The following is a 19165-nucleotide window of genomic DNA, read 5'->3' on the forward strand; positions in this document are numbered from 1 at the left end:
GAACCGCATGGCGGAAAAAACCGCACGCATTTGTGCCGGTGTGCTATGGACGCGACCACTTTAGGGCAACCGCGTCGATCCCATCCAAACGAAGTGCCTGGCAAATGAAATGTCTGGTCATCAATCTCGATCGGTCCGGCGACAGACTCGCCCATATGACGGCCGAGTTTGCCCGGATCGGCGTTGGGTTCGAGCGGTTTGCGGCGATCGACGCCCAGGATCGACCCGACCTCGCCCTTATGCCGCTGCGCGTCAGGCGCAAATCGCCGCTTCGCATGACGGACGCCGAGATCGGCTGCCTGCTCAGCCATAGGGCCTGCTGGGCGATCGTCGCGGCCGGCGACGATGCCTACGGCGCCATCTTCGAAGACGATATCGTCTTTTCGGCAGAGGCCGGCGCATTGCTGGCCGATACCGGCTGGATTCCGGCGGACGCCGACATCGTCAAGCTGGAGACATTCTTCAAGAAAACCACCATCGCGCGGAAGCGCGTTTCGGCCGGCCACGGTTTTTCCGTCTCCCGGCTCCACGGGCTCCATATCGGGACAGCGGGCTATATAATTTCAAGGCAAGCCGCGCGCGACCTCGTCGACGCTACCCAGGATATCGGTATACCGGTCGACCACGTCGTCTTCAATTCGGCCCTGGCAACGTCGTCCAGCAAGACCATCTATCAGCTCGTTCCGGCGCTATGCCTGCAGGACCAGTTCCTGGGTGAGCGGGCCGTCGGATTGCCGAGCATGCTCAAGCAGGAACGCGGCGAGCAACGTGACGTCATCGAGATGATCAAAAGACGCAGGAAGACGGGACTGAACAAAATCCGCACCGAGATCAAGCGGATAGTCGAGCAGATCTCCGACCTCTGCCGGCTGCGGCAAGAGACAATCATCCCATTCGACTATCGCGGAGAACGTATCCGCCCGCCCCATACCCAGCGCCGCGAAAACGCGCTATAGACGCCGCCGAAACGGCGAGGCCGAACAGCACTTATGGCAAAAATAGCCCTGAAACTCGACGATTTGATCGACGGCGAAGCCTTGCGCCGTGACATGACAGCTCTGACCGCGGCCACGGCAGGCAATGGCGCCGGGCAGGCAGTGCGCAGTGGCGTGCTCCAGCTGCTCAAAAGCCGGCTCAACGAGGGCCGCACAATCGCCGAACGCATGCTGATGGAGGATGGCAGCGGCAGCGCCTGCGCCGCCCGGCTGTCGCATCTCATGGACGAGATCATCCGCGCGCTCTACGATTTCGCCGCCAACCATGTCTATCGCGTGAAAAACCCGTCATCGGCCGAACGCATGGCCGTCGTTGCGGTCGGCGGCTATGGCCGCGGCACGCTGGCGCCGGGCTCCGACATCGACCTCCTGTTCCTCTTACCCTACAAGCAGACGCCATGGGGCGAGCAGATCGTCGAATACATGCTCTACATGCTGTGGGATCTCGGGCTGAAGGTCGGCCATGCCACCCGCAACATCGACGAATGCCTGAGATTGTCGCGCACCGACATCACCATCCGCACCTCGATCCTGGAAGCGCGCTTCCTGTGGGGCGAGCAGAAGCTTTATGACGAGCTCCTGCTGCGCTTCGACCGCGAGGTGGTGCGCACGACCGGCCCCGAATACGTGCAGGCCAAGCTCGCCGAACGCGACGAGCGCCACGCCAAGGCCGGTGAAAGCCGCTATCTGGTCGAACCCAACGTCAAGGACGGCAAGGGCGGACTGCGCGACCTGCAGACGCTGTTCTGGATCGGCAAATATTTCTACCGGGTGCGCACCGGCGAGGAACTGGTCGACAAAGGCGTCTTCACCGATGCCGAATACCGCGAATTCCAGAAGGCCGAGGACTTCCTGTGGGCCGTGCGCTGCCACATGCATTTCCTCACCGGCAAGGCCGAGGAGCGGCTGCATTTCGACATCCAGCGCGAGATCGCCCAGCGGCTCGGCTATACCACCCATCCGGGCCTGTCGGCGGTCGAACGCTTCATGAAGCACTACTTCCTCGTCGCCAAGGATGTCGGAGACCTCACCCGCATCTTCTGCGCGGCGCTCGAGGAGGAACAGGCCAAGCATGTGCCGGGTTTCAACCGCATCTTCCTCACCTTCTCGCGCCGCAAGCGCAAGCTTGCCGGCACCTCCGATTTCATTGTCGACAATCACCGCATCAACATTGCCGACGACCAGGTGTTCGAGCGCGATCCGGTCAATCTGTTGCGGCTGTTCTGGTTCGCCGACAAGCACGGGCTGGAATTCCATCCCGATGCGCTGAAGCTTCTGACCCGGTCGCTCGGCCTTGTCGGCAGGGCGCTGCGCCGCGACGAGGAGGCCAATCGGCTGTTCCTCGACATATTGACCTCGGACCGTAATGCCGAGCTCAATCTCAGGCGCATGAACGAGGCGGGCCTGCTGGGCAAGCTGATCCCGGATTTCGGCAAGATCGTCGCCATGATGCAGTTCTCGATGTACCACCACTATACCGTGGACGAGCACCTGATCCGCTGCATCGGCGTGCTGGCCGAGATCGAGCGCGGCGACGGCGAAAGGCTCCATCCGCTCTCGCACACGCTGATGCCGGGCTTGCGGAAAAGCCGCGAGGCGCTCTATGTCGCGGTGCTGTTGCACGACATCGCCAAGGGGCGGCCGGAGGACCATTCGGAGGCAGGCGCGCGGATCGCGCGGCGCATCTGCCCGCATATGGGGCTCTCGCCAGCCGACACCGAAACGGTCGCCTGGCTGGTCGAGAACCATCTCGTGATGTCGATGACGGCGCAGACCCGCGATCTCAATGATCGCAAGACGATCGAGGATTTCGCGGCGGTCGTGCAGTCGGTCGAGCGGCTGAAGCTGCTGCTGGTCCTCACCATCTGCGACATCAGAGGCGTCGGTCCGGGGGTGTGGAACGGCTGGAAAGGGCAATTGCTGCGCACGCTCTACTACGAGACCGAGCTGTTGCTGACCGGCGGGTTCTCGGAAGTGTCGCGCGCCAAGCGGACGGCCGCGGCGCGCGAGCTATTGGCCGAAGCGCTCGCCGAATGGCCCGACAAGGCCCGCAAGCGCTATGTCGGCCTGCACTATGAGAACTATCTGCTGACGGTCGATCTCGCCGACCAGCTTCGTCATGCCGAGTTCATCCGCGAGGCGGATGCCGCGGGCAAGAAGCTCGCCACCATGGTCAAGACCCACCAGTTCGAGGCGGTGACGGAAATCACCGTTCTGGCGCAGGACCATCCCCGGCTGCTTTCGGTCATTGCCGGCGCCTGTGCCGGGGCCGGCGGCAACATCGTCGATGCGCAGATCTTCACCACTTCGGACGGCCGCGCGCTGGACACCATCCTGATCTCGAGGGAATTCGACCGCGACGAGGACGAGCGCCGCCGCGCCGAACGCGTCGGCCGGCTGATCGAGGACGTGCTGTCGGGCAAGAGCTGGCTGCCCGAGATGATCGAAAAGCGCACCAAGCCGCGGCGTGGCGCCAAGGTGTTCCGCATTCCGCCGCGCGCCGAAATCCGTAACACGCTGTCGAACCGGTTTTCCGTGATCGAGGTCGAAGGGCTGGACCGGCCGGGCCTGCTTTCGGAGATCACCGGGGCGCTGTCGGACCTGTCGCTCGACATCGCGTCGGCCCATATCACCACTTTCGGCGAAAAGGTCATCGACACTTTCTACGTTACCGATCTCACCGGCCAGAAGATCGACAGCCCGGCGCGCATCGCCGCCATCCATAACAGGCTGATCGCGGCACTCGAAGGCAAAGCGCCCGAGCGTGGCGGCAAGGCCAAGGCGGCTGCCGAGTGACTGTTATCATCACTTTGTCCCAATCCCGCAGGCAGTCTCCGAACGCATGAGCCTCGTCAAGAAATTCGCCACCGTCGCTTCCGGCACGCTGATGAGCCGCGCCCTCGGCTTCGGCCGCGAGATGCTGATGGCCGCCGCACTCGGCACCGGGCCGGTCGCCGACGCCTTCAACGCCGCTTTCCAGTTCCCCAACACCTTTCGCCGGCTGTTCGCCGAAGGCGCCTTCAACGCCGCCTTCGTGCCGCTCTTTGCCAAGGAGATCGAAACCCACGGCACCGACGGCGCCAAGCGCTTTTCCGAGGAAGTGTTCGGTGTGCTGTTCACAGCGCTTCTGGCGCTGACCATCGCCATGGAACTGGCGATGCCGCTGATCGTGCGCTACCTGGTGGCGCCGGGCTTCGCCGACACGCCGGGGAAGTTCGAGACGACGGTCGAGCTTGCGACCGTCATGTTTCCCTACCTGATCTGCATGTCGCTGGGCGCGATGATGGCTGGCATGCTGAATTCGCTGCGCCGCTATTTCGCGGCCGCTGTAGCGCCGGTGTTCCTCAACATCATCCTGATCGGCGTGCTCGCCTATGCCTGGTACAAGGGATCGGACGCCCGCACGGTGGGCTTCGGGCTGGCCTGGGGCGTGCTGGCGGCGGGACTGGTGCAGCTCGCCATCGTCTGGGTGGCGGTGCGCCATGCCGGCATCTCGATCGGCTTTCGCCGGCCGAAGATGACGCCCAGCGTCAAGCGGCTGTTGATCCTGGCGCTGCCGGCGGCGATCACCGGCGGCATCACGCAGATCAACCAGCTGATCGGCACGGCGATCGCGTCGGCACAGGACAGCGCGGTGTCCTCGCTCGCCTATGCCGACCGCATCTACCAGTTGCCGCTCGGCGTCGTCGGTGTCGCCGTCGCGATCGTTTTGTTGCCGGAACTGTCGCGGGCGCTGAAGTCGGGCAATCTCATCGAAGCGGCCAATCTGCAGAACCGCTCGGTCGAGTTCACGCTGTTCATGACCCTGCCGGCCGCCGCCGCACTGCTGGTCATGTCCGAGCCGATCGTGCGGCTGGTCTATGAGCGCGGGGCCTTTGCCGCCAACAATTCGACGCCAACCGTGGCGGCGATCCTGGCGATCTTCGGCCTCGGCCTGCCGGCCTTCGTGCTGATCAAGGCGTTCACGCCAGGTTATTTCGCCCGCGAGGACACACGCACGCCGATGATCTTCGCCGCCATCTCGGTGGCGGTGAACGTGACGACCGCGCTAACCCTGTTCCCGTCGATGGGTGCGCCGGGGATCGCGGTCGCTTCCGCAGTCGCCGGCTGGGTCAATGCGCTGATGCTGCTCGGCGTGCTGATCCGGCGCGGCCTTTGGGGCCGCGACGTGCCGCTGCTCAAACGCATTCCGCGGCTGGTGCTGTCGGCGGCGGTGATGGCGGCGGCGCTCTATTTCGCCGAACACTGGTTCGCGGCCAGGATCGGTCCCGGGTCGCCGCTGCTGATCAAGGCGACGACGGTGCTCGGGCTCGTCGCCGGCGGGGCGCTGCTCTATTTCGTCACCGCCTTCGCCACCGGCGGCGCCGATTTCGGCATGCTGAGGCGCAATATGCGGCGGACGAGGTCCTTGCCGATCGAGGAACAATCTCCGGATCCGTAAGCCGGAACTCTTGCGCCGTCGGCGAAGCTGCCGATCTCCCCCCTTGCGAGGGAGATCGGCCGTCATCGCGGATTTCGCCAATCGCCATCGAACGCCGCGGACCGCCACAAAGCTCAGGCGATCGCCCCTGGGTTTGCCAGATCTCGCTTGACAGGTGAGGGCAACTATGCTAGGAATTTATTCATAGTGCCGAGTTGCGCCGACGACCCGTCGTTGAGGCGGGTTTTCTTCATGCTTGGCAAGCAGGGTCTCCCGCAGCGTTTTGACTGGGCTGAGCCCGAAGCTCCGCGTCTATCCGACAGCCTCTTGATCCTCTCATCGCTCTCGTCCATAAGCGCGCCGTCGCAAGACTTTCGCCGCGCGCGAAACGGCCCTCCACAAGCCATGAGGACATCATGACCGCCTTCAAGCCACTCGTCTTTTCCGGCGTCCAGCCGACCGGCAACCTGCATCTCGGCAACTATCTCGGCGCCATCAAGAAATTCGTCGCCCTGCAGGACACGTCCGACTGCATCTATTGCGTCGTCGACCTGCACTCGCTGACCGCGCAGCTCGTCTATGACGACCTTGCCGACCAGACGCGCTCGATCACCGCTGCCTTCCTCGCCTCCGGCATCGACCCGAAGAAGCACATCGTCTTCAACCAGTCGCGGGTCATGCAGCACGCCGAGCTTGCCTGGATCTTCAACTGCGTGGCGCGCATCGGCTGGATGAACCGCATGACGCAGTTCAAGGACAAGGCCGGCAAGGACCGCGAGAACGCCTCGCTCGGGCTGCTTGCCTATCCGAGCCTGATGGCCGCCGACATCCTGCTCTATCGCGCCACCCACGTGCCGGTGGGCGAGGACCAGAAGCAGCATCTGGAGCTGACCCGCGACATCGCGCAGAAATTCAACAATGATTTCTCGGACCGCATCGCTGGCCTTGGCGTCGGCGTCGAGATGCAGGTCGGCGAGGAGACGGTGAACGGCTATTTCCCGCTGACCGAACCGGTCATCGGCGGGCCGGCGGCGCGCATCATGAGCCTGCGCGACGGCTCGAAGAAGATGTCGAAATCGGACCCGTCGGACCTGTCGCGCATCAACCTGACCGACGACGCCGACGCCATCTCGAAGAAGATCCGCAAGGCCAAGACCGACCCCGAGGCGTTGCCGGGCGAGCTGGACGGCCTGGCAGGCCGGCCGGAGGCGGAAAACCTTGTCGGCATCTATGCGGGTCTCGCCGAAATCTCGAAGGAGGCGGTGCTCAAGGAGTTCGGCGGCCAGCAGTTTTCCGTGTTCAAGCCGGCGCTGGCCGATCTTGCCGTGGAAAGACTGGCGCCAGTCGCCAGCGAGATGCGCCGTATTTCGGGCGACCGCGCCTATGTCGACGCCGTCCTGAAGGATGGCGGCGAACGCGCCGGCGTCCTGGCCGAAGCGACGATGAAAACGGTGCGCGACATTATCGGCCTGCTGCAGGCCTGATCCCTTTCCTGACATTGCCACCCAACACAGCCACAATGGCCGGCCGCTTGCGGCCGGTCTGCGGCAGTGGCAGATTGCGATCGAAAAACCACCGAGTAGATAGACATGGTCTCAAAACGCCTCAGCCGCGAAGCCGGTCATCGCCGCAAGTTCCTGGCGATCATCGACGACACGCCGGAATGCGAGCGCGCCGTCGCCTACGCCTCGAAGCGCGCGCAGAGCACGAGCGGCGTGCTGGTGCTGCTTTATGTGATCGAGCCCGACGATTTCCAGCACTGGCTGGGCGTCGAGAAGATCATGCGCGAGGAAGCTACCGCGACGGCGCGAGCGGCCCTCGACAGCTATGCCAACAAGGTGCGCCAGAAGCTTGGCATCGAGCCGGAACTGGTGGTGCGCGAAGGCAAGCCGACGGAAGAGATCCACAAATTGATCGAGGAAGACCAGGACATCGCCATATTGGTGCTGGCGGCGGGCGCCGGGAAAGAGGGACCCGGACCGCTGGTTGGCGCGGTCGCCGGCAAGGGCGCCGCCTTCCCGATCCCGGTGACCGTTGTCCCGCAGAACCTTTCGGACGAGGAGATCGACAGCCTCGCCTGAGATGTGCTGATATTCAGGTGAGCCCGGCCTGCAAATGGCGGCTTCCTGCGCTTCCGGTGCTCACGTACTTCAAGTACGCTCCGCTCCGGTTCTCGGAAACCACCATTTTCGGCTCGGCCTGACCTGAATCTCAACACATCTCCAAGCGTTTCAGGGCGCTAGCAAAACATTCCGCCAGCCAGCCATTCCGGCGATGCGTTTCGCTTGAATGTCCAGCCGATAAAGCCTATTTAGAATTATTCCAAACTATTGCCCGAAACGGGCATGGAGACGACCATGTTCATCCAGACCGAATCGACGCCGAACCCGGCGACGCTGAAATTCCTGCCCGGCAAGGAAGTGCTTGTCGAAGGCACCGCCGATTTCCGCGACGCCGCCGCTGCCGCGGCTGCCTCGCCGCTGGCCGGCCGGCTGTTCGAGATCCCGGGCGTCACCGGCGTCTTCTTCGGCTATGACTTCGTCACCGTGACCAAGGACGGGCCCGACTGGCAGCATTTGAAGCCGGCGATCCTCGGCGCCATCATGGAGCATTTCATGTCCGGCGCGCCGGTGATGGCCAAGGCTGGCCCGGCCGCCGAAACCAGCCAGACCGGCGAATTCTACGACAAGGCCGACGAGGAACTGGTCATCACCATCAAGGAACTGCTCGACACCAGGGTGCGCCCGGCCGTCGCCCAGGATGGCGGCGACATCACCTTCCGCGGCTTCGAGAACGGCACGGTATTCCTGCACATGAAAGGCGCCTGCGCTGGCTGCCCGTCATCGACGGCGACGCTGAAGCACGGCATCCAGAACCTTTTGCGGCATTTTGTGCCCGAGGTGCAGCAGGTCGAACAGGTCTCCTGACAGACTCAGCGTCCAGAATCCGCCCCTTCGGGCAAAAACAAAAAACCGGGCCGAATTGCCCGGTTTTCTGTTTTGGACGTCAGTTGTTGCCTAGACGGTCCGCGTAGAATTGGTCTTACAAGACGATGACCTTGGCGCCGACCGATGTGCGGTCGTAGAGGTCGATAATGTCCTGGTTCATCAGCCGGATGCAGCCCGACGACATCGCCTTGCCGATCGAGTTCCATTCCGGGCTGCCATGCAGGCGGTAGCCCGAATCGCCGCCCCTGTTGAACAGGTACAGGGCGCGCGCGCCGAGCGGGTTCTTCAATCCCGGCTCCATGCCGCCGGCAAACTTGGCAAGTTCCGGCTGGCGCTTGATCATCGCCGAAGGCGGCGTCCAGGTCGGCCATTCGCGCTTCAGCGCGATACGGGCGGTGCCGCGCCATTCAAAGCCTTCGCGGCCGACGCCGATGCCGTAGCGCATCGCCTCGCCGTCGCCCATGACGAAATAGAGGAACTTGTTCTGCGTATCGACGATGATGGTGCCCGGCTTTTCGCTGGTGTCGTACTCCACCACTTGCCGGCGATACTTGAACGGCACCTTTTCGATCGGAATACGCGGCAATGAATAGCCGGCATCGGTCATCGCGCCGTAGTCGTTGGAGAACACCCGCGAGCCGATGGTGCTGCAACCGGTGATAGCGGTCGAAAGCGCGAGGGCGGCGACGATTGCAAATGACTTCAAGCGCATAAAAAGGTCCGATGCCCCGCCTAAAATAGCGCGGCTCGTTACGGCCGCTTTGTCGCCATCATTCATGCTGGCATTTGCTTTGCTTGCCAAGCGCGCGATGCCTATATGCCAGAGCTTACGTGCCGGTAACCGCGTTACTATGGCATTTCGGCAACAGGCTTCACAGGATTGTGAAGCAAAATCAATGGGGCAGCCCGTCAAGGCTGCCGAAGTCGAGGACGTCACCATGAATGTCGGGGATGCCGCCCACCGTTCCGGCCTGCCGGCCAAGACCATCCGCTACTATGAGGAGATCGGCCTGATTCGCCCTCGGCGCGCCGGCAACGGCTACCGCGATTATACGGGCGAGGACATCCACCGGCTGGCTTTCCTGCGCCGCGCGCGCAACCTGGGCTTTTCCATCGACGATTGCCGCCAGCTGATGGCGCTCTACCAGGATCGCAGCCGCGCCAGCCACGATGTGCGCGAGATCGCGGCCGCCCATGTCACGGCAATAGAGGAGAAGGTGCGCGAGCTGCAATCGATGCGCGCGACCCTGCAGAAGCTGATCCACGCCTGCCACGGTGACGAGCGGCCAGACTGCCCGATCCTGGACGATATCGCGGGTGGTGCGGGGGATGGCAATAAGGGCGCATCGGCGTCAGTATAGGCACCGCACGCCAATGCGTTGAAGAGCCGCAACGAGGGGGATATCCACACATGGTTTCCATGACCGTCGAACTGCGCACGGTGGAAGGCACGCAAGCCGCGATGGGCTGGGCCGGCGGACACACGATCGTCGTCGACCGGCCCGAAGGCAGAGCCGGCGGCATGGGCCTCGGCTTCAATGGCGCCCAGTTGCTGGCGCTGGCGATCGGCGGATGCTTCTGCAACGACCTTCGTTATGTCGCCGAGGACATGAGCGTGAAGCTCGGAAAGATTGCCGTCACCGTCACGGTGAACCTCGAAGGCAAGCCCTTGCTGGCGACGTCGGCAAGGATGACGGTTTCCTGCGAGACACTGGACGGCTCCGACCCGAGGAAGGTCATCGACGGCGCCAACGCAATCACCGCGGTCGGCAACTCGCTGCGGCGGGGCGTGCCGGTGGAGATCGAGATGGCGGGGGACGGGCCATTACAAATCCCGTAGGCGAGACATCCCGCTCCGCCGGGTATCTGCGTTGTCCGAATCCTGACTTGGTGCGATGATAGGCATATGGAGCCGAGCTTGACGGAGAACGACTTGGAGTTGCGCCTAAGAATGCTTGGCGCACGCCTTGAAGAGATCAAGGCCGCAAGACGAGCGGCAGTTCCTCGTGAGTATGTCGAAAGCGGGCCTCTCGGCCCATCGGACCCATTGGAGGAAGAGTTTGTTAAGCGCACGGGGTGGCCACTACTGGGCGGCAATCCAGTGTTTGCTGTAGGCACCTTTCTTCACCTTGTTCGGAGGCTGCGTCGAACGGCCTGAATGAGGCGAGTGTCAACCAGGCAATCTCCGCCCCTTAGGCGATTATATGGTTGACAAACCCAAACCAATAGGCGATAATGATTCTAAGGAGTTATCGCCATGTCCGTTTTGTCCCGCCCCGAATTCCACGACGAAGCCAAGGCTTTCGAGCACGTTGAGGCGATCCTTTGGCCGAATGGTCCGGTCTGCCCGAAGTGCGGTTCCGTGGACAAGCACTACAAACTGAAGGGCGTCCGCACCAAGCCCTCCAAGAAGAACCCGAACGGCGTCGAGCGCCACGGCCTGCACAAGTGTAGCGCTTGCCGTTCTCAGTTCACCGTGCGCATGGGTTCGATCTTCGAAGAAAGCCATCTGCCGCTCACCAAGTGGCTTCAGGCTATCCACCTTATGTGCGCCTCTAAGAAGGGTATCAGCGCTCAGCAGATGCACCGCATACTCGAATGCACCTATGAGGCCGCTTGGTTCCTGTGCCATCGCATTCGCCTTGCAATGGCGTCTGGCGAACTGTCTCCCATGGCGGTTCCGGCAAGACAGTCGAAGTTGACGAGACCTACATCGGCAAGCTGAAAGGCGCTCCAGTGAAGCGTGGTGGCGGTGCTCACAAGAACACTTATCGTTACCCTCGTCGAGCGCGGTGGCAAGGCACGTTCCTTCCATGTCGATACCGCCCGCATGGGCAACGTCATGCCAATCGTGCGCGCCAATCTCGCGCGGGAAAGCGCATTGATGACCGACGAGAGCGGCATCTATCGCCGCGGCGGCCAGGATTTCGCCTCGCACGATTTCGTCACGCATTTCCAAGGATGAATATGTTCGCGGCACCGCCCATACGAACACCGTCGAAGGCTACTATTCGATTTCAAACGCGGCATGAAGGGCGTCTACCAGCGTTGCGGCAAACACCACCTGCACCGCTACCTTGCCGAATTCGATTTCCGCTATTCGAACCGTATCGCGCTTGGCGTCGATGACGGCACCCGCGCTTTCATCGCGGTGAAAGGTGCCGCCGGCAAGCGTCTCCGGCATCAAAGACCTGCTTGACGAGAAGCGGACGCATTTCCGAAAGTCTGTGCAGCTAGAGTTTCCACTCTGGAGGGCGAAACGCAATCCATATAAAGATATGTGCATTCCCTTCTCCAGAGCCGCACCCTCTAGTCTGTGAAGAACATAGTAGGAAATCTCTGACTCTCCTAGAGGGGCCTTGACGGTTTAGAGCGACTCCTCTAGAGCTTACCTCATGGCCCAGGATGCATTTCAAAAAGCGCGAGACAAGATCGCCTTCCATGAGGGTGAAATCCGCCGCCTCAAAGACTGGATCATCACTGGTGAGGCACTTCTCGCGGATGGCACGGAAGGTGGACAATCTGTCTCGCCAGAACGAGCCGCCAGCAAGCCACTCACCGGAACGTTGCGCATCGTCAACGGCAGGTCAGTATTTGAGCCATCCTCTCCGACTGCCGTGGTTCTTTCAGAGGCGGAAGCCGTCTTGCGAGAGGCCGGGAAGTCCATGACGGCAGCGGACATTTACGACCGGCTTATGCGTCGCGGCGTGAAGATCGCCGGAAAGTCACCGAAGGGGAATATGACCGCTAAATTCTCAACGCGTCGCGACGTCTTCACCTTCGAGGGCAACGAAACCGGTCTTTGGTCACTGACTGAATGGCAGAAGAACAAAGAAGCGCTCCCCAGCGGACCGGAGAGCGCTTCGCAGATCACACCGGTGGGGTCGCCACCCCGTAACGGCGATACGGATTGATGGAGGCGCGTGGGTGCCATCAATCCCAACAATTCCGCTTCCACGGCGGCCAGAACCGGCACTGGTAGATGCCGGAGACTGGAGGTTCCCATGATCCTCCACCTTGAACCGCACGCGGCGGGCTATTCGCGACCGTGTGCCATAAGATAGAGTTTGGGCGGGGAACAATCCCCGCCCATTCGTTTATCATACGGCAGATTCGGAGTCTATATTCCTATGTCCAAACCGGCGGATAAGCCGCAGATTGATAAATTCCGTGAAGCGGCTCGCGACCTGAAAGCCGACCAGTCCGACGCCGCCTTTGAGGCTGTGGTGAACAGGATCGCTCACGCGCCGAAGCTCACACAGGAGCAGATAAAAGAACTAGTGCGCCGCAAGCGCGATCAGGGTTAGGGGCCGCCGCCCGCATTAGCCGCTTGAATGATCGGGTCATTAGTAATCGAAACGGCTCCCGTCAGTCCGTCATAGATCATGCGGAAATGCATCAGGAACGTACGCCCGATGAGAGCCAAATGGGTTTGTCCCCCTGCGGCAAGGTTTACGGCTGCGAAAGCCCCATCGATCGTGACGCCAAGGCCAGCTATGTAGATATGCGCCAGATGCACATTCACGTTGTGAGCGCCGCCGACCCCCGCAATCACCACTTGATTCACGACAGGCAAATTTAGCTGCATGGCCAAACCGCTATCGATGCAGCTTTCGGTTGCCCCTGAATCGACCAGGGCTTCGATAAGTTGGGTCGGCAGCGCCGGTATTTGCGGCGCGCCTTGGTAGTTCGGGTCAAACCCAATCTGCACTTGCAGGGTTGGACCCCGTTGAACTAACAAGTTTTGACCAAGAACCCCAGGACCGTTACTGAATCCGCACTGGACTGTCGGCATTATAAACCCGATACATAACAGAGGCTGGCAATACTAAGCTCGGCGCGCCGATCTGCCTAATTAGGTAGGGGCCACGTCCGAATTTTTTCACAGCATCCCTAGCAGCGGTTTCAAAAGAGTCAAAAACTCCCTCTAGCCGTTCGTCATGAACGAGCGCCCACTTCCCAAGGTTGGTCGACTCCAGATCAGCCTGCATACGTTCGTAGGCGGCGATTTCGACCGTTAACTCAGCCATCTAAAAATCATCTCCTAAGGGCAAGACTACCCCTACATTATCAGGATATAGGGATTCTCTGGGGAAATCCACACTGTCCCATTGACACGACTCAAAAAGAGAGTCCGAGGCAGCGCCATCCACAGGGTGTGAACAGCTTATGCCCATTGCATTGGGTAATGGTTATCCCGGCCCATCAGGCATATATTCCTATTTCACCTTGGGTCTGTCAACCATGTAACCGTCACCCCTTTGGGGGTTCAAACCGTGAACAAAATCTGGCATGGTGCAGGCCATGCCGATCATTTCCCCGATTCCCCTCAATCCCCTCATCGACGGTCGCCAGTCGGATCGCGCCATGCTGGTGCGACGCGGCGTGCAGCGGCTGCTCAGGGAAATGGGCGCGCATGTGCTGCCCGAAATCTCGCTGGCCACCGGCCGCCGCGCCGACCTCGTCGCGCTGACCCGCCAGGGCGACATCTGGATCATCGAGATCAAATCCTCGATCGAGGATTTCCGGGTCGACCGCAAATGGCCCGACTACCGGCTGCATTCCGACCGCTTCTTCTTTGCCACCCACCCCGGCGTGCCCTCGGAGATCTTTCCCGAGGAGTGCGGCTTCATCCTCTCCGACGGCTATGGCGCGGAAATCCTGCGCGATGCGCCGGAGCACCGCATGGCGGCGGCAACGCGCAAGGCGCTGATGCTGAGGATCGCGCGGGCGGGCGCTTCGCGGCTTTTGGCGGCGGAACTGGCGGGCGTATCGGTGCCGGCGCTGGATGGGGAGAGCGAGTAGCTGGCGGTTGGCGAAAGCCGACGCGACATCCGATCTCCCCTTGCGGGCAGGGCTATCGCAGGTGGAAAGCCGAGGCTTTCGCTCTACGAGTACCCCCACCCCTAACCCCTCCCCACAAGGGGGAGGGAGACTTCCGTTGGCGCTGACCTCGGCAAATTGCCACTCTTCCGGCGCCAAAGAAGGAAGGAAAGGCGCGCGGCAGCGTTCCCTCCCCCTTGTGGGGAGGGTTAGGGTGGGGGTCCTCTTCGCAAAAAATCCTTATGCGATTGCCCTGTCCGCAAGGGGGGAGATCAGCAGCTTCGCCGACGGCTCTACTCCTCGCCCTCGTCCGCCACCGCCGGCGCCATCAGCAAGACCGCTGCGCCGAGGATGGCGGCGATGAACGAGCCTGCCAGGATGCCAACCTTGACCGCGTCCTGCAGCTCGACATTGCCGGCGAAGGCGAGCAGGCCGATGAACAGGCTCATGGTGAAGCCGATGCCGCACAAAAGCGAAATGCCGACCATGTGCAGCCAGCCGGCATTGACCGGCAGATCGGCGAAGCCGAGCTTTATGGCAAGCGCGGAGGAGCCGAACACGCCGACCAGCTTGCCGGCGACGAGGCCGGCCGCCACCCCCAGCGTCAGCGGTTCGACAAGGGTGGCGGCGCTCAGGCCGGCCAGCGAAACACCGGCATTGGCGAAGCCGAAGATCGGAATGACGACGAACGGCACGATTTTGTGCAGGCCGTGCTCGAGCCGGTGCAGCGGCGAATCTTCGAGATCGTGGCTGATGCCCGGAGTAATCTTCAGGGGTATGGTGAGAGCCAGCGCCACGCCAGCGAGCGTGGCATGGACGCCCGACTTCAGCACCAGAACCCACAGGACGACACCAAGCAGGAGATAGGGCAGCAGCGCCAGCACCTGCATGCGGCCAAGAACGACGAGCAGCGCGATGACCGCGAAGGCGGCGCCGAGATAGGCGAGCGACAGGTCGCTTGTGTAGAACACCGCGATGATGATGACGGCGCCAAGGTCGTCGATGATGGCGAGCGCGGTGAGGAATATCTTCAGCGATACCGGCACGCGGCTGCCGAGCAGCGACAGCACGCCGAGCGCAAAGGCGATGTCGGTGGCGGTCGGGATCGCCCAGCCGGACAGAGCGGCCGGGTTGTCGCGGTTGATGGCGACATAGACGAGGGCCGGCACCAGCATGCCACCGGCGGCGGCGATGCCGGGAAGGGCGCGCCGCGGCCAGGTCGAAAGCTGGCCGTCCAGCATCTCGCGCTTGATTTCCAAACCGACCAGCAGGAAGAACACCGCCATCAGACCGTCATTGATCCAGTGCGAGACGCTGAGCGGCCCGAGATAGGCGTGAAGGGCGGAGAAATAGGTCTCGGCCAGCGGCGAATTGGCGACGATCAGGGCAAGGGCGGCAGCCGCCATCAGGACGATGCCGCCGGCCGCCTCGCTGGACAGGAATTCGCGAAGGATGGAGATCGGCCGCTTTCGAAGAATGGCAATCGGTCGCTGCTTCTGGTCCTGCATGTACTCTCCGTCCTATCGGCCGGCAGGGCCGGTTTCACCTGGTGCGATGATGCGCAAACACCAATGGCAGGGCAAGTCTCGACAGCGCCGCGCGTCCCAGGGACGCGGGTGGCACCATGCTTCAGCGCGGCGCGCGCTTGGCCAGTATCCGCTGCAGGGTGCGGCGATGCATGTTGAGCCGGCGCGCGGTCTCGGAGACGTTGCGGTCGCACATTTCGTAGACGCGCTGGATGTGTTCCCAGCGCACGCGGTCGGCCGACATCGGATTTTCCGGCGGTGCGGCGCGTTCGCCCGCCGTGCGGGTGAGGGCTGCAAAAACATCGTCGGCATCGGCCGGTTTCGACAAATAGTCGACGGCGCCGAGCTTCACCGCCGTCACCGCCGTGGCGATGTTGCCGTAGCCGGTCAGGATGATGGTGCGGGCGTCGTCGCGCTTCTCGCGGATGGCGGCGACGACGTCAAGGCCGTTGCCGTCGGCAAGCCGCATGTCGACCACCGCATAGGCCGGCGGATTGGCGCGCGCCTTGGCCACCGCCTCCTCGACGCTCTCTGCCGTCTCGACCAGGAAACCCCTGGTTTCCATGGCACGGGCAAGGCGCGTCAGGAACGGCTTGTCATCGTCGACGATCAACAGCGAGGTGTCCTCGCCTTCAACCATTGCGCCAATCGTTTCGTCGCCACTCATCGTCTCTGGAATTCCTGCTGCCTGGTTTTTACGCAGATATAGTTTTGAAGCGCCAATGTCCAATTTTAGCACTTGTCAGGCCGTGTCGAACATGGTCGCCGGAGCCTGCTCGGGATTGAGGAAGACGCTGCGCGGCCAGGCTATCTGCACGATGGCGCCCTCGCCCAGCCCGCTCGAATTGCGGAAATCGAGCGTGGCGCCCGAGCGCTCCAGCAAGGTCTTGGCAATGAACAGACCGAGACCCAGGCCGCCGCCGGCTTCGGTGCCCTGGCGCGTCGACATGTAGGGCTCGCCGATGCGGTCGATGATTTCAGGCGGGAAACCAGGCCCGTCGTCGATGATCGAGAAGGTGACCGCGGCCTCGTCCCAGCTCCAGCGTATGGTGACGCTCTTGCGGGCGAAGTCGACGGCGTTCTCGACCAGATTGCCGAGGCCGTAGATGACGCCGGGATTGCGCCGTCCGACCGGTTCGGGGCCGATGCGCTCGCCGGGCCGAAGCTTGATCGAAATGCCGAAATCGCGATGCGGGGCCGTCACCTCCTCGACCAGCGAGGTCAGCGGCAGGCGGGAGAGATGCGCCTCGCCCTCGGAGGACAGGCTGGTGAGCCGCTTCAGGATTTCGCGGCAGCGCTCGCTCTGCGAACGCAGCAGCGTGACGTCCTCGCCATATTTCGGGTCTTTACCGAGCGCCTTCTCCATCTCCTTGGAGACCAGCGCGATGGTGGCGAGCGGCGTGCCGAGTTCATGCGCGGCGGCGGCCGCAAGACCGTCGAGCGCCGACAGATGCTGCTCGCGCTGCAGCACCAGTTCGGTTGCGGCAAGCGCGTTGGCGAGCAGGCGCGCTTCCTCGGCCACCCGGAAGGCATAGATCGCGGTGAAGGCGATCGAGGAAAACACCGCCATCCACATGCCGGCGACATAGATGAACGGCATCTCCAGCGGCGCGCCCTCGTGCCAGGGCAGCGGCAGATGGAAGAACACCAGCAGGCTCGCCGCCACCATCACCAGCGCGCCGAGGACGGCGGTCAGCCGCAGCGGCAGCGATGCCGCCGAAATGACCACGGGCACGGTCATCAGCACGGAAAAGGGATTGGTGAGGCCGCCAGTCATATAGAGCAGGCCGGCCAGTTGCAGGCTGTCGAAGGTCAGGATGGCGAAGGCCGAGAGCGGGGTCAGGCGATGCGCCGCCGGATAGCGGAAGGTCAGCAGCAGGTTCATCCAGGCCGAACAGGCAATCAGCGCGAAGCACAGGCTGACCGGCAGCGGGAACTCCAGCCCATAGGCAACGACGAGCACCGTCAGGCTCTGGCCGACGATGGCCAGCCAGCGCAGCCTGATCAGCGTGTTGAGGCGCAGCCGCTGGCTTTGCTGGAAGTCGGGCGTGTGCAGGATTTTTATCATGGCCAAGGATTATAACCGGGAAAGGGAGCGGTGCGATGAGGCGTGTTGATATTCAGGTGATGCCGGCCTGCGAACGGTGATTTCCTGCGCTTCCGGTGCTCACGTACTTCAAGTACGCTCCGCTCCGGTTCTCGGAAACCACCATGCTCGGCGCAGCCTGACCTGAATCTCAACACGCCTTGGTCCATGATACTTTCAATCTCCGGTTCACGTCCCGCGCGGCTTGGCGCGGGCGGTTGCGGAGGCGAGAAGCGGGTTCTCCGGCCAGACATGCCGGGGGTAGCGGCCACGCATGTCGGTGCGAACATCGGCCCAGGAACCGCGCCAGAAGCCGGGCAGGTCGCGCGTCGTCTGGATCGGCCGGTGCGCCGGCGACAGAAGTTCGAGCGTCAGCGGCACCGTGCCGCCGGCGATCGCCGGATGCCGGTCGAGACCGAAAAGCTCCTGCACGCGGACCGCCAGCACCGGCCATTCGCCGTCATAGCGGATCGGCACATGGCTGCCCGACGGCGCGTCGAAATGGGTCGGCGCCAGCGCCTCGACCTTGCGCTGGAGGTCGTGCGGCACCAGGGCCATCAGGCCGGCCGAAAGCACGCCCTGATCGATCGCGGCGAAGGACGCCGAGCCGGAGAGAAAAGGCAGCAGCCAGTCGTCAAGGCCTTCGAGAAGTGCGGCATCGGACATATCGGGCCAGGGCGCGCCAAGACCGCGATGCAGCCAGCCAAGCCGCTGGCGCAGCGTTTGCGCCTCCTTGCTCCACGGCAAAAGCGAGAGGCCATGTTCGTGCAAGGCGTCCAGGATGGCGCGATTCGCATCCGCGCCCGATGGCGCCGGCAGCATGCGCTCGGACAGCGTAATGGCGCAGAGGCGGACGATCTCGCGCATGCGCACGGCGCGCCTGTCGCGGTCGAAGCTGGTTTCCCGGCGGGTCTCGATTTTCTCCGCGAGAGCCGCGCGAATATCGGCCTCATCGACCGCGGCCGCCGCGGTGATGCGGGCGTTCTGCGCCTTGCCCTGCAGGTCGGCAACGACCAGCCAGGCCTCGCCGGCCAGCGGATCGGCGGCGTCGAGCATCGCGCCGGAGCCGTTGGCCAGCACGAACCGGCCACGCTCGCCGCGCGCCCTCGCCACGCGGTCCGGCCAGGCATGGATGAGGAGGGCGCCGGCGCTTTTACCCTCCCCCTCGAGGGGAGGGTCGGCGAGCGAGCCTTGCGCGGCAAGGCGAGGGAGACGGGGTGGGGGTGCCGCGCTCGACCTGGGCCCCCCCCCCCCCCCCGGGGGGGGGGGGCCGCCCCCCCCCACCCGGGGGGGGGGGGGGGGGGGGGGGGGTGGGGGGCGGGGGGCGCCCCGGCCAGCCCCCGGGGGGGGGGGCCGGGAGGAGGGGG

At 63.2% G+C, this 19165-nt stretch carries 18 protein-coding genes and 1 pseudogene; 12 read left to right on the plus strand and 7 right to left on the minus strand.

Annotated elements, in window-relative coordinates:
* Positions 1-104 precede the first annotated feature (104 nt).
* The 6 genes from AC0L2H_RS03875 to AC0L2H_RS03900 all read left to right on the plus strand — a co-directional run bounded on the left by AC0L2H_RS03875 (position 105) and on the right by AC0L2H_RS03900 (position 8342).
* Positions 105-956 carry a glycosyltransferase family 25 protein gene (locus AC0L2H_RS03875; RefSeq protein WP_473588969.1) on the plus strand — a complete coding sequence of 284 codons (852 nt, stop codon included), beginning with the start codon at positions 105-107 and terminating at the stop codon, positions 954-956.
* Between the two features lie 33 nt (positions 957-989).
* Positions 990-3791, plus strand: coding sequence for a [protein-PII] uridylyltransferase (locus tag AC0L2H_RS03880; RefSeq protein WP_473588970.1), 2802 nt, complete (start codon positions 990-992; stop codon positions 3789-3791).
* A 46-nt stretch (positions 3792-3837) separates the two neighbouring features.
* The gene (murJ, locus tag AC0L2H_RS03885; RefSeq protein WP_473588971.1) at positions 3838-5436 is read left to right on the plus strand and encodes a murein biosynthesis integral membrane protein MurJ; all 1599 of its coding nucleotides are present in this window, start codon (positions 3838-3840) and stop codon (positions 5434-5436) included.
* A 395-nt stretch (positions 5437-5831) separates the two neighbouring features.
* Positions 5832-6899: a tryptophan--tRNA ligase gene (trpS, locus tag AC0L2H_RS03890; RefSeq protein ID WP_097576898.1), complete on the plus strand. Its 1068-nt coding sequence runs from the start codon at positions 5832-5834 to the stop codon at positions 6897-6899.
* A 105-nt stretch (positions 6900-7004) separates the two neighbouring features.
* Positions 7005-7496: a universal stress protein gene (locus AC0L2H_RS03895; protein ID WP_107649287.1), complete on the plus strand. Its 492-nt coding sequence runs from the start codon at positions 7005-7007 to the stop codon at positions 7494-7496.
* Between the two features lie 276 nt (positions 7497-7772).
* The gene (locus tag AC0L2H_RS03900) at positions 7773-8342 is read left to right on the plus strand and encodes a NifU family protein (protein ID WP_473588972.1); all 570 of its coding nucleotides are present in this window, start codon (positions 7773-7775) and stop codon (positions 8340-8342) included.
* 115 nt (positions 8343-8457) lie between these two features.
* Here AC0L2H_RS03900 and AC0L2H_RS03905 read toward each other — a convergent pair whose 3' ends face one another.
* Positions 8458-9075: a L,D-transpeptidase gene (locus AC0L2H_RS03905; protein WP_473588973.1), complete on the minus strand. Its 618-nt coding sequence runs from the start codon at positions 9073-9075 to the stop codon at positions 8458-8460.
* A 226-nt stretch (positions 9076-9301) separates the two neighbouring features.
* Between AC0L2H_RS03905 and cueR the strand changes: the two genes are divergently transcribed.
* The 5 genes and pseudogenes from cueR to AC0L2H_RS03930 all read left to right on the plus strand — a co-directional run bounded on the left by cueR (position 9302) and on the right by AC0L2H_RS03930 (position 12670).
* On the plus strand, positions 9302-9724 hold the full coding sequence (cueR, locus tag AC0L2H_RS03910) for a Cu(I)-responsive transcriptional regulator (RefSeq protein WP_473589458.1): 423 nt from the start codon (positions 9302-9304) through the stop codon (positions 9722-9724).
* A gap of 50 nt (positions 9725-9774) precedes the next feature.
* Positions 9775-10203 carry an OsmC family protein gene (locus AC0L2H_RS03915; protein ID WP_473588974.1) on the plus strand — a complete coding sequence of 143 codons (429 nt, stop codon included), beginning with the start codon at positions 9775-9777 and terminating at the stop codon, positions 10201-10203.
* Between the two features lie 417 nt (positions 10204-10620).
* A pseudogene (locus AC0L2H_RS03920) lies at positions 10621-11562 on the plus strand (IS1595 family transposase).
* A gap of 196 nt (positions 11563-11758) precedes the next feature.
* Positions 11759-12277 (plus strand): hypothetical protein, encoded by a 519-nt coding sequence (locus tag AC0L2H_RS03925; protein WP_473588975.1) that lies wholly within the window; start codon positions 11759-11761, stop codon positions 12275-12277.
* Between the two features lie 216 nt (positions 12278-12493).
* Positions 12494-12670, plus strand: a complete 177-nt coding sequence (locus AC0L2H_RS03930; RefSeq protein WP_473588976.1) for a hypothetical protein — start codon at positions 12494-12496, stop codon at positions 12668-12670.
* Here AC0L2H_RS03930 and AC0L2H_RS03935 read toward each other — a convergent pair.
* Complete coding sequence (locus AC0L2H_RS03935) at positions 12667-13158, minus strand: hypothetical protein (protein WP_473588977.1); 492 nt, start codon at positions 13156-13158, stop codon at positions 12667-12669. The genes AC0L2H_RS03930 and AC0L2H_RS03935 overlap by 4 nt on opposite strands.
* Positions 13130-13393, minus strand: a complete 264-nt coding sequence (locus tag AC0L2H_RS03940; protein ID WP_473588978.1) for a hypothetical protein — start codon at positions 13391-13393, stop codon at positions 13130-13132. The genes AC0L2H_RS03935 and AC0L2H_RS03940 overlap by 29 nt, the downstream gene beginning before the upstream one ends.
* A gap of 274 nt (positions 13394-13667) precedes the next feature.
* Between AC0L2H_RS03940 and AC0L2H_RS03945 the strand changes: the two genes are divergently transcribed.
* On the plus strand, positions 13668-14168 hold the full coding sequence (locus AC0L2H_RS03945; RefSeq protein ID WP_473588979.1) for an MmcB family DNA repair protein: 501 nt from the start codon (positions 13668-13670) through the stop codon (positions 14166-14168).
* A gap of 311 nt (positions 14169-14479) precedes the next feature.
* Here AC0L2H_RS03945 and nhaA read toward each other — a convergent pair whose 3' ends face one another.
* The 4 genes from nhaA to AC0L2H_RS03965 form a co-directional block, all read right to left on the minus strand.
* A complete protein-coding gene (nhaA, locus tag AC0L2H_RS03950) occupies positions 14480-15694 on the minus strand; it encodes a Na+/H+ antiporter NhaA (protein ID WP_473588980.1) in 1215 nt (404 codons plus the stop codon).
* Positions 15695-15815: 121 nt separating this feature from the next.
* Positions 15816-16379, minus strand: a complete 564-nt coding sequence (locus AC0L2H_RS03955) for an ActR/PrrA/RegA family redox response regulator transcription factor (protein WP_107649274.1) — start codon at positions 16377-16379, stop codon at positions 15816-15818.
* Between the two features lie 75 nt (positions 16380-16454).
* Entirely contained in the window at positions 16455-17780 is a 1326-nt protein-coding gene (locus tag AC0L2H_RS03960; protein ID WP_473589459.1) for an ActS/PrrB/RegB family redox-sensitive histidine kinase, read from the minus strand.
* Positions 17781-17987: 207 nt separating this feature from the next.
* The coding region (locus AC0L2H_RS03965) for an ATP-dependent helicase C-terminal domain-containing protein (RefSeq protein ID WP_473588981.1) at positions 17988-19165 on the minus strand (1178 nt) is incomplete at its 5' end.

The organism is Mesorhizobium sp. WSM4871, from assembly GCF_055811295.1.

Excerpts from the sequence above, each read along its gene's own strand:
- nhaA (WP_473588980.1), bottom strand. The coding sequence starts at position 15,694 with ATGCAGGACCAGAAGCAGCGACCGATTGCCATTCTTCGAAAGCGGCCG.
- cueR (WP_473589458.1), top strand. The coding sequence starts at position 9,302 with ATGAATGTCGGGGATGCCGCCCACCGTTCCGGCCTGCCGGCCAAGACC.
- AC0L2H_RS03875 (WP_473588969.1), top strand. The coding sequence starts at position 105 with ATGAAATGTCTGGTCATCAATCTCGATCGGTCCGGCGACAGACTCGCC.
- AC0L2H_RS03880 (WP_473588970.1), top strand. The coding sequence starts at position 990 with ATGGCAAAAATAGCCCTGAAACTCGACGATTTGATCGACGGCGAAGCC.
- AC0L2H_RS03900 (WP_473588972.1), top strand. The coding sequence starts at position 7,773 with ATGTTCATCCAGACCGAATCGACGCCGAACCCGGCGACGCTGAAATTC.
- AC0L2H_RS03930 (WP_473588976.1), top strand. The coding sequence starts at position 12,494 with ATGTCCAAACCGGCGGATAAGCCGCAGATTGATAAATTCCGTGAAGCG.
- AC0L2H_RS03955 (WP_107649274.1), bottom strand. The coding sequence starts at position 16,379 with ATGAGTGGCGACGAAACGATTGGCGCAATGGTTGAAGGCGAGGACACC.
- AC0L2H_RS03935 (WP_473588977.1), bottom strand. The coding sequence starts at position 13,158 with ATGCCGACAGTCCAGTGCGGATTCAGTAACGGTCCTGGGGTTCTTGGT.
- AC0L2H_RS03940 (WP_473588978.1), bottom strand. The coding sequence starts at position 13,393 with ATGGCTGAGTTAACGGTCGAAATCGCCGCCTACGAACGTATGCAGGCT.
- trpS (WP_097576898.1), top strand. The coding sequence starts at position 5,832 with ATGACCGCCTTCAAGCCACTCGTCTTTTCCGGCGTCCAGCCGACCGGC.
- AC0L2H_RS03945 (WP_473588979.1), top strand. The coding sequence starts at position 13,668 with ATGCCGATCATTTCCCCGATTCCCCTCAATCCCCTCATCGACGGTCGC.
- murJ (WP_473588971.1), top strand. The coding sequence starts at position 3,838 with ATGAGCCTCGTCAAGAAATTCGCCACCGTCGCTTCCGGCACGCTGATG.
- AC0L2H_RS03905 (WP_473588973.1), bottom strand. The coding sequence starts at position 9,075 with ATGCGCTTGAAGTCATTTGCAATCGTCGCCGCCCTCGCGCTTTCGACC.
- AC0L2H_RS03960 (WP_473589459.1), bottom strand. The coding sequence starts at position 17,780 with ATGATAAAAATCCTGCACACGCCCGACTTCCAGCAAAGCCAGCGGCTG.
- AC0L2H_RS03915 (WP_473588974.1), top strand. The coding sequence starts at position 9,775 with ATGGTTTCCATGACCGTCGAACTGCGCACGGTGGAAGGCACGCAAGCC.
- AC0L2H_RS03925 (WP_473588975.1), top strand. The coding sequence starts at position 11,759 with ATGGCCCAGGATGCATTTCAAAAAGCGCGAGACAAGATCGCCTTCCAT.
- AC0L2H_RS03895 (WP_107649287.1), top strand. The coding sequence starts at position 7,005 with ATGGTCTCAAAACGCCTCAGCCGCGAAGCCGGTCATCGCCGCAAGTTC.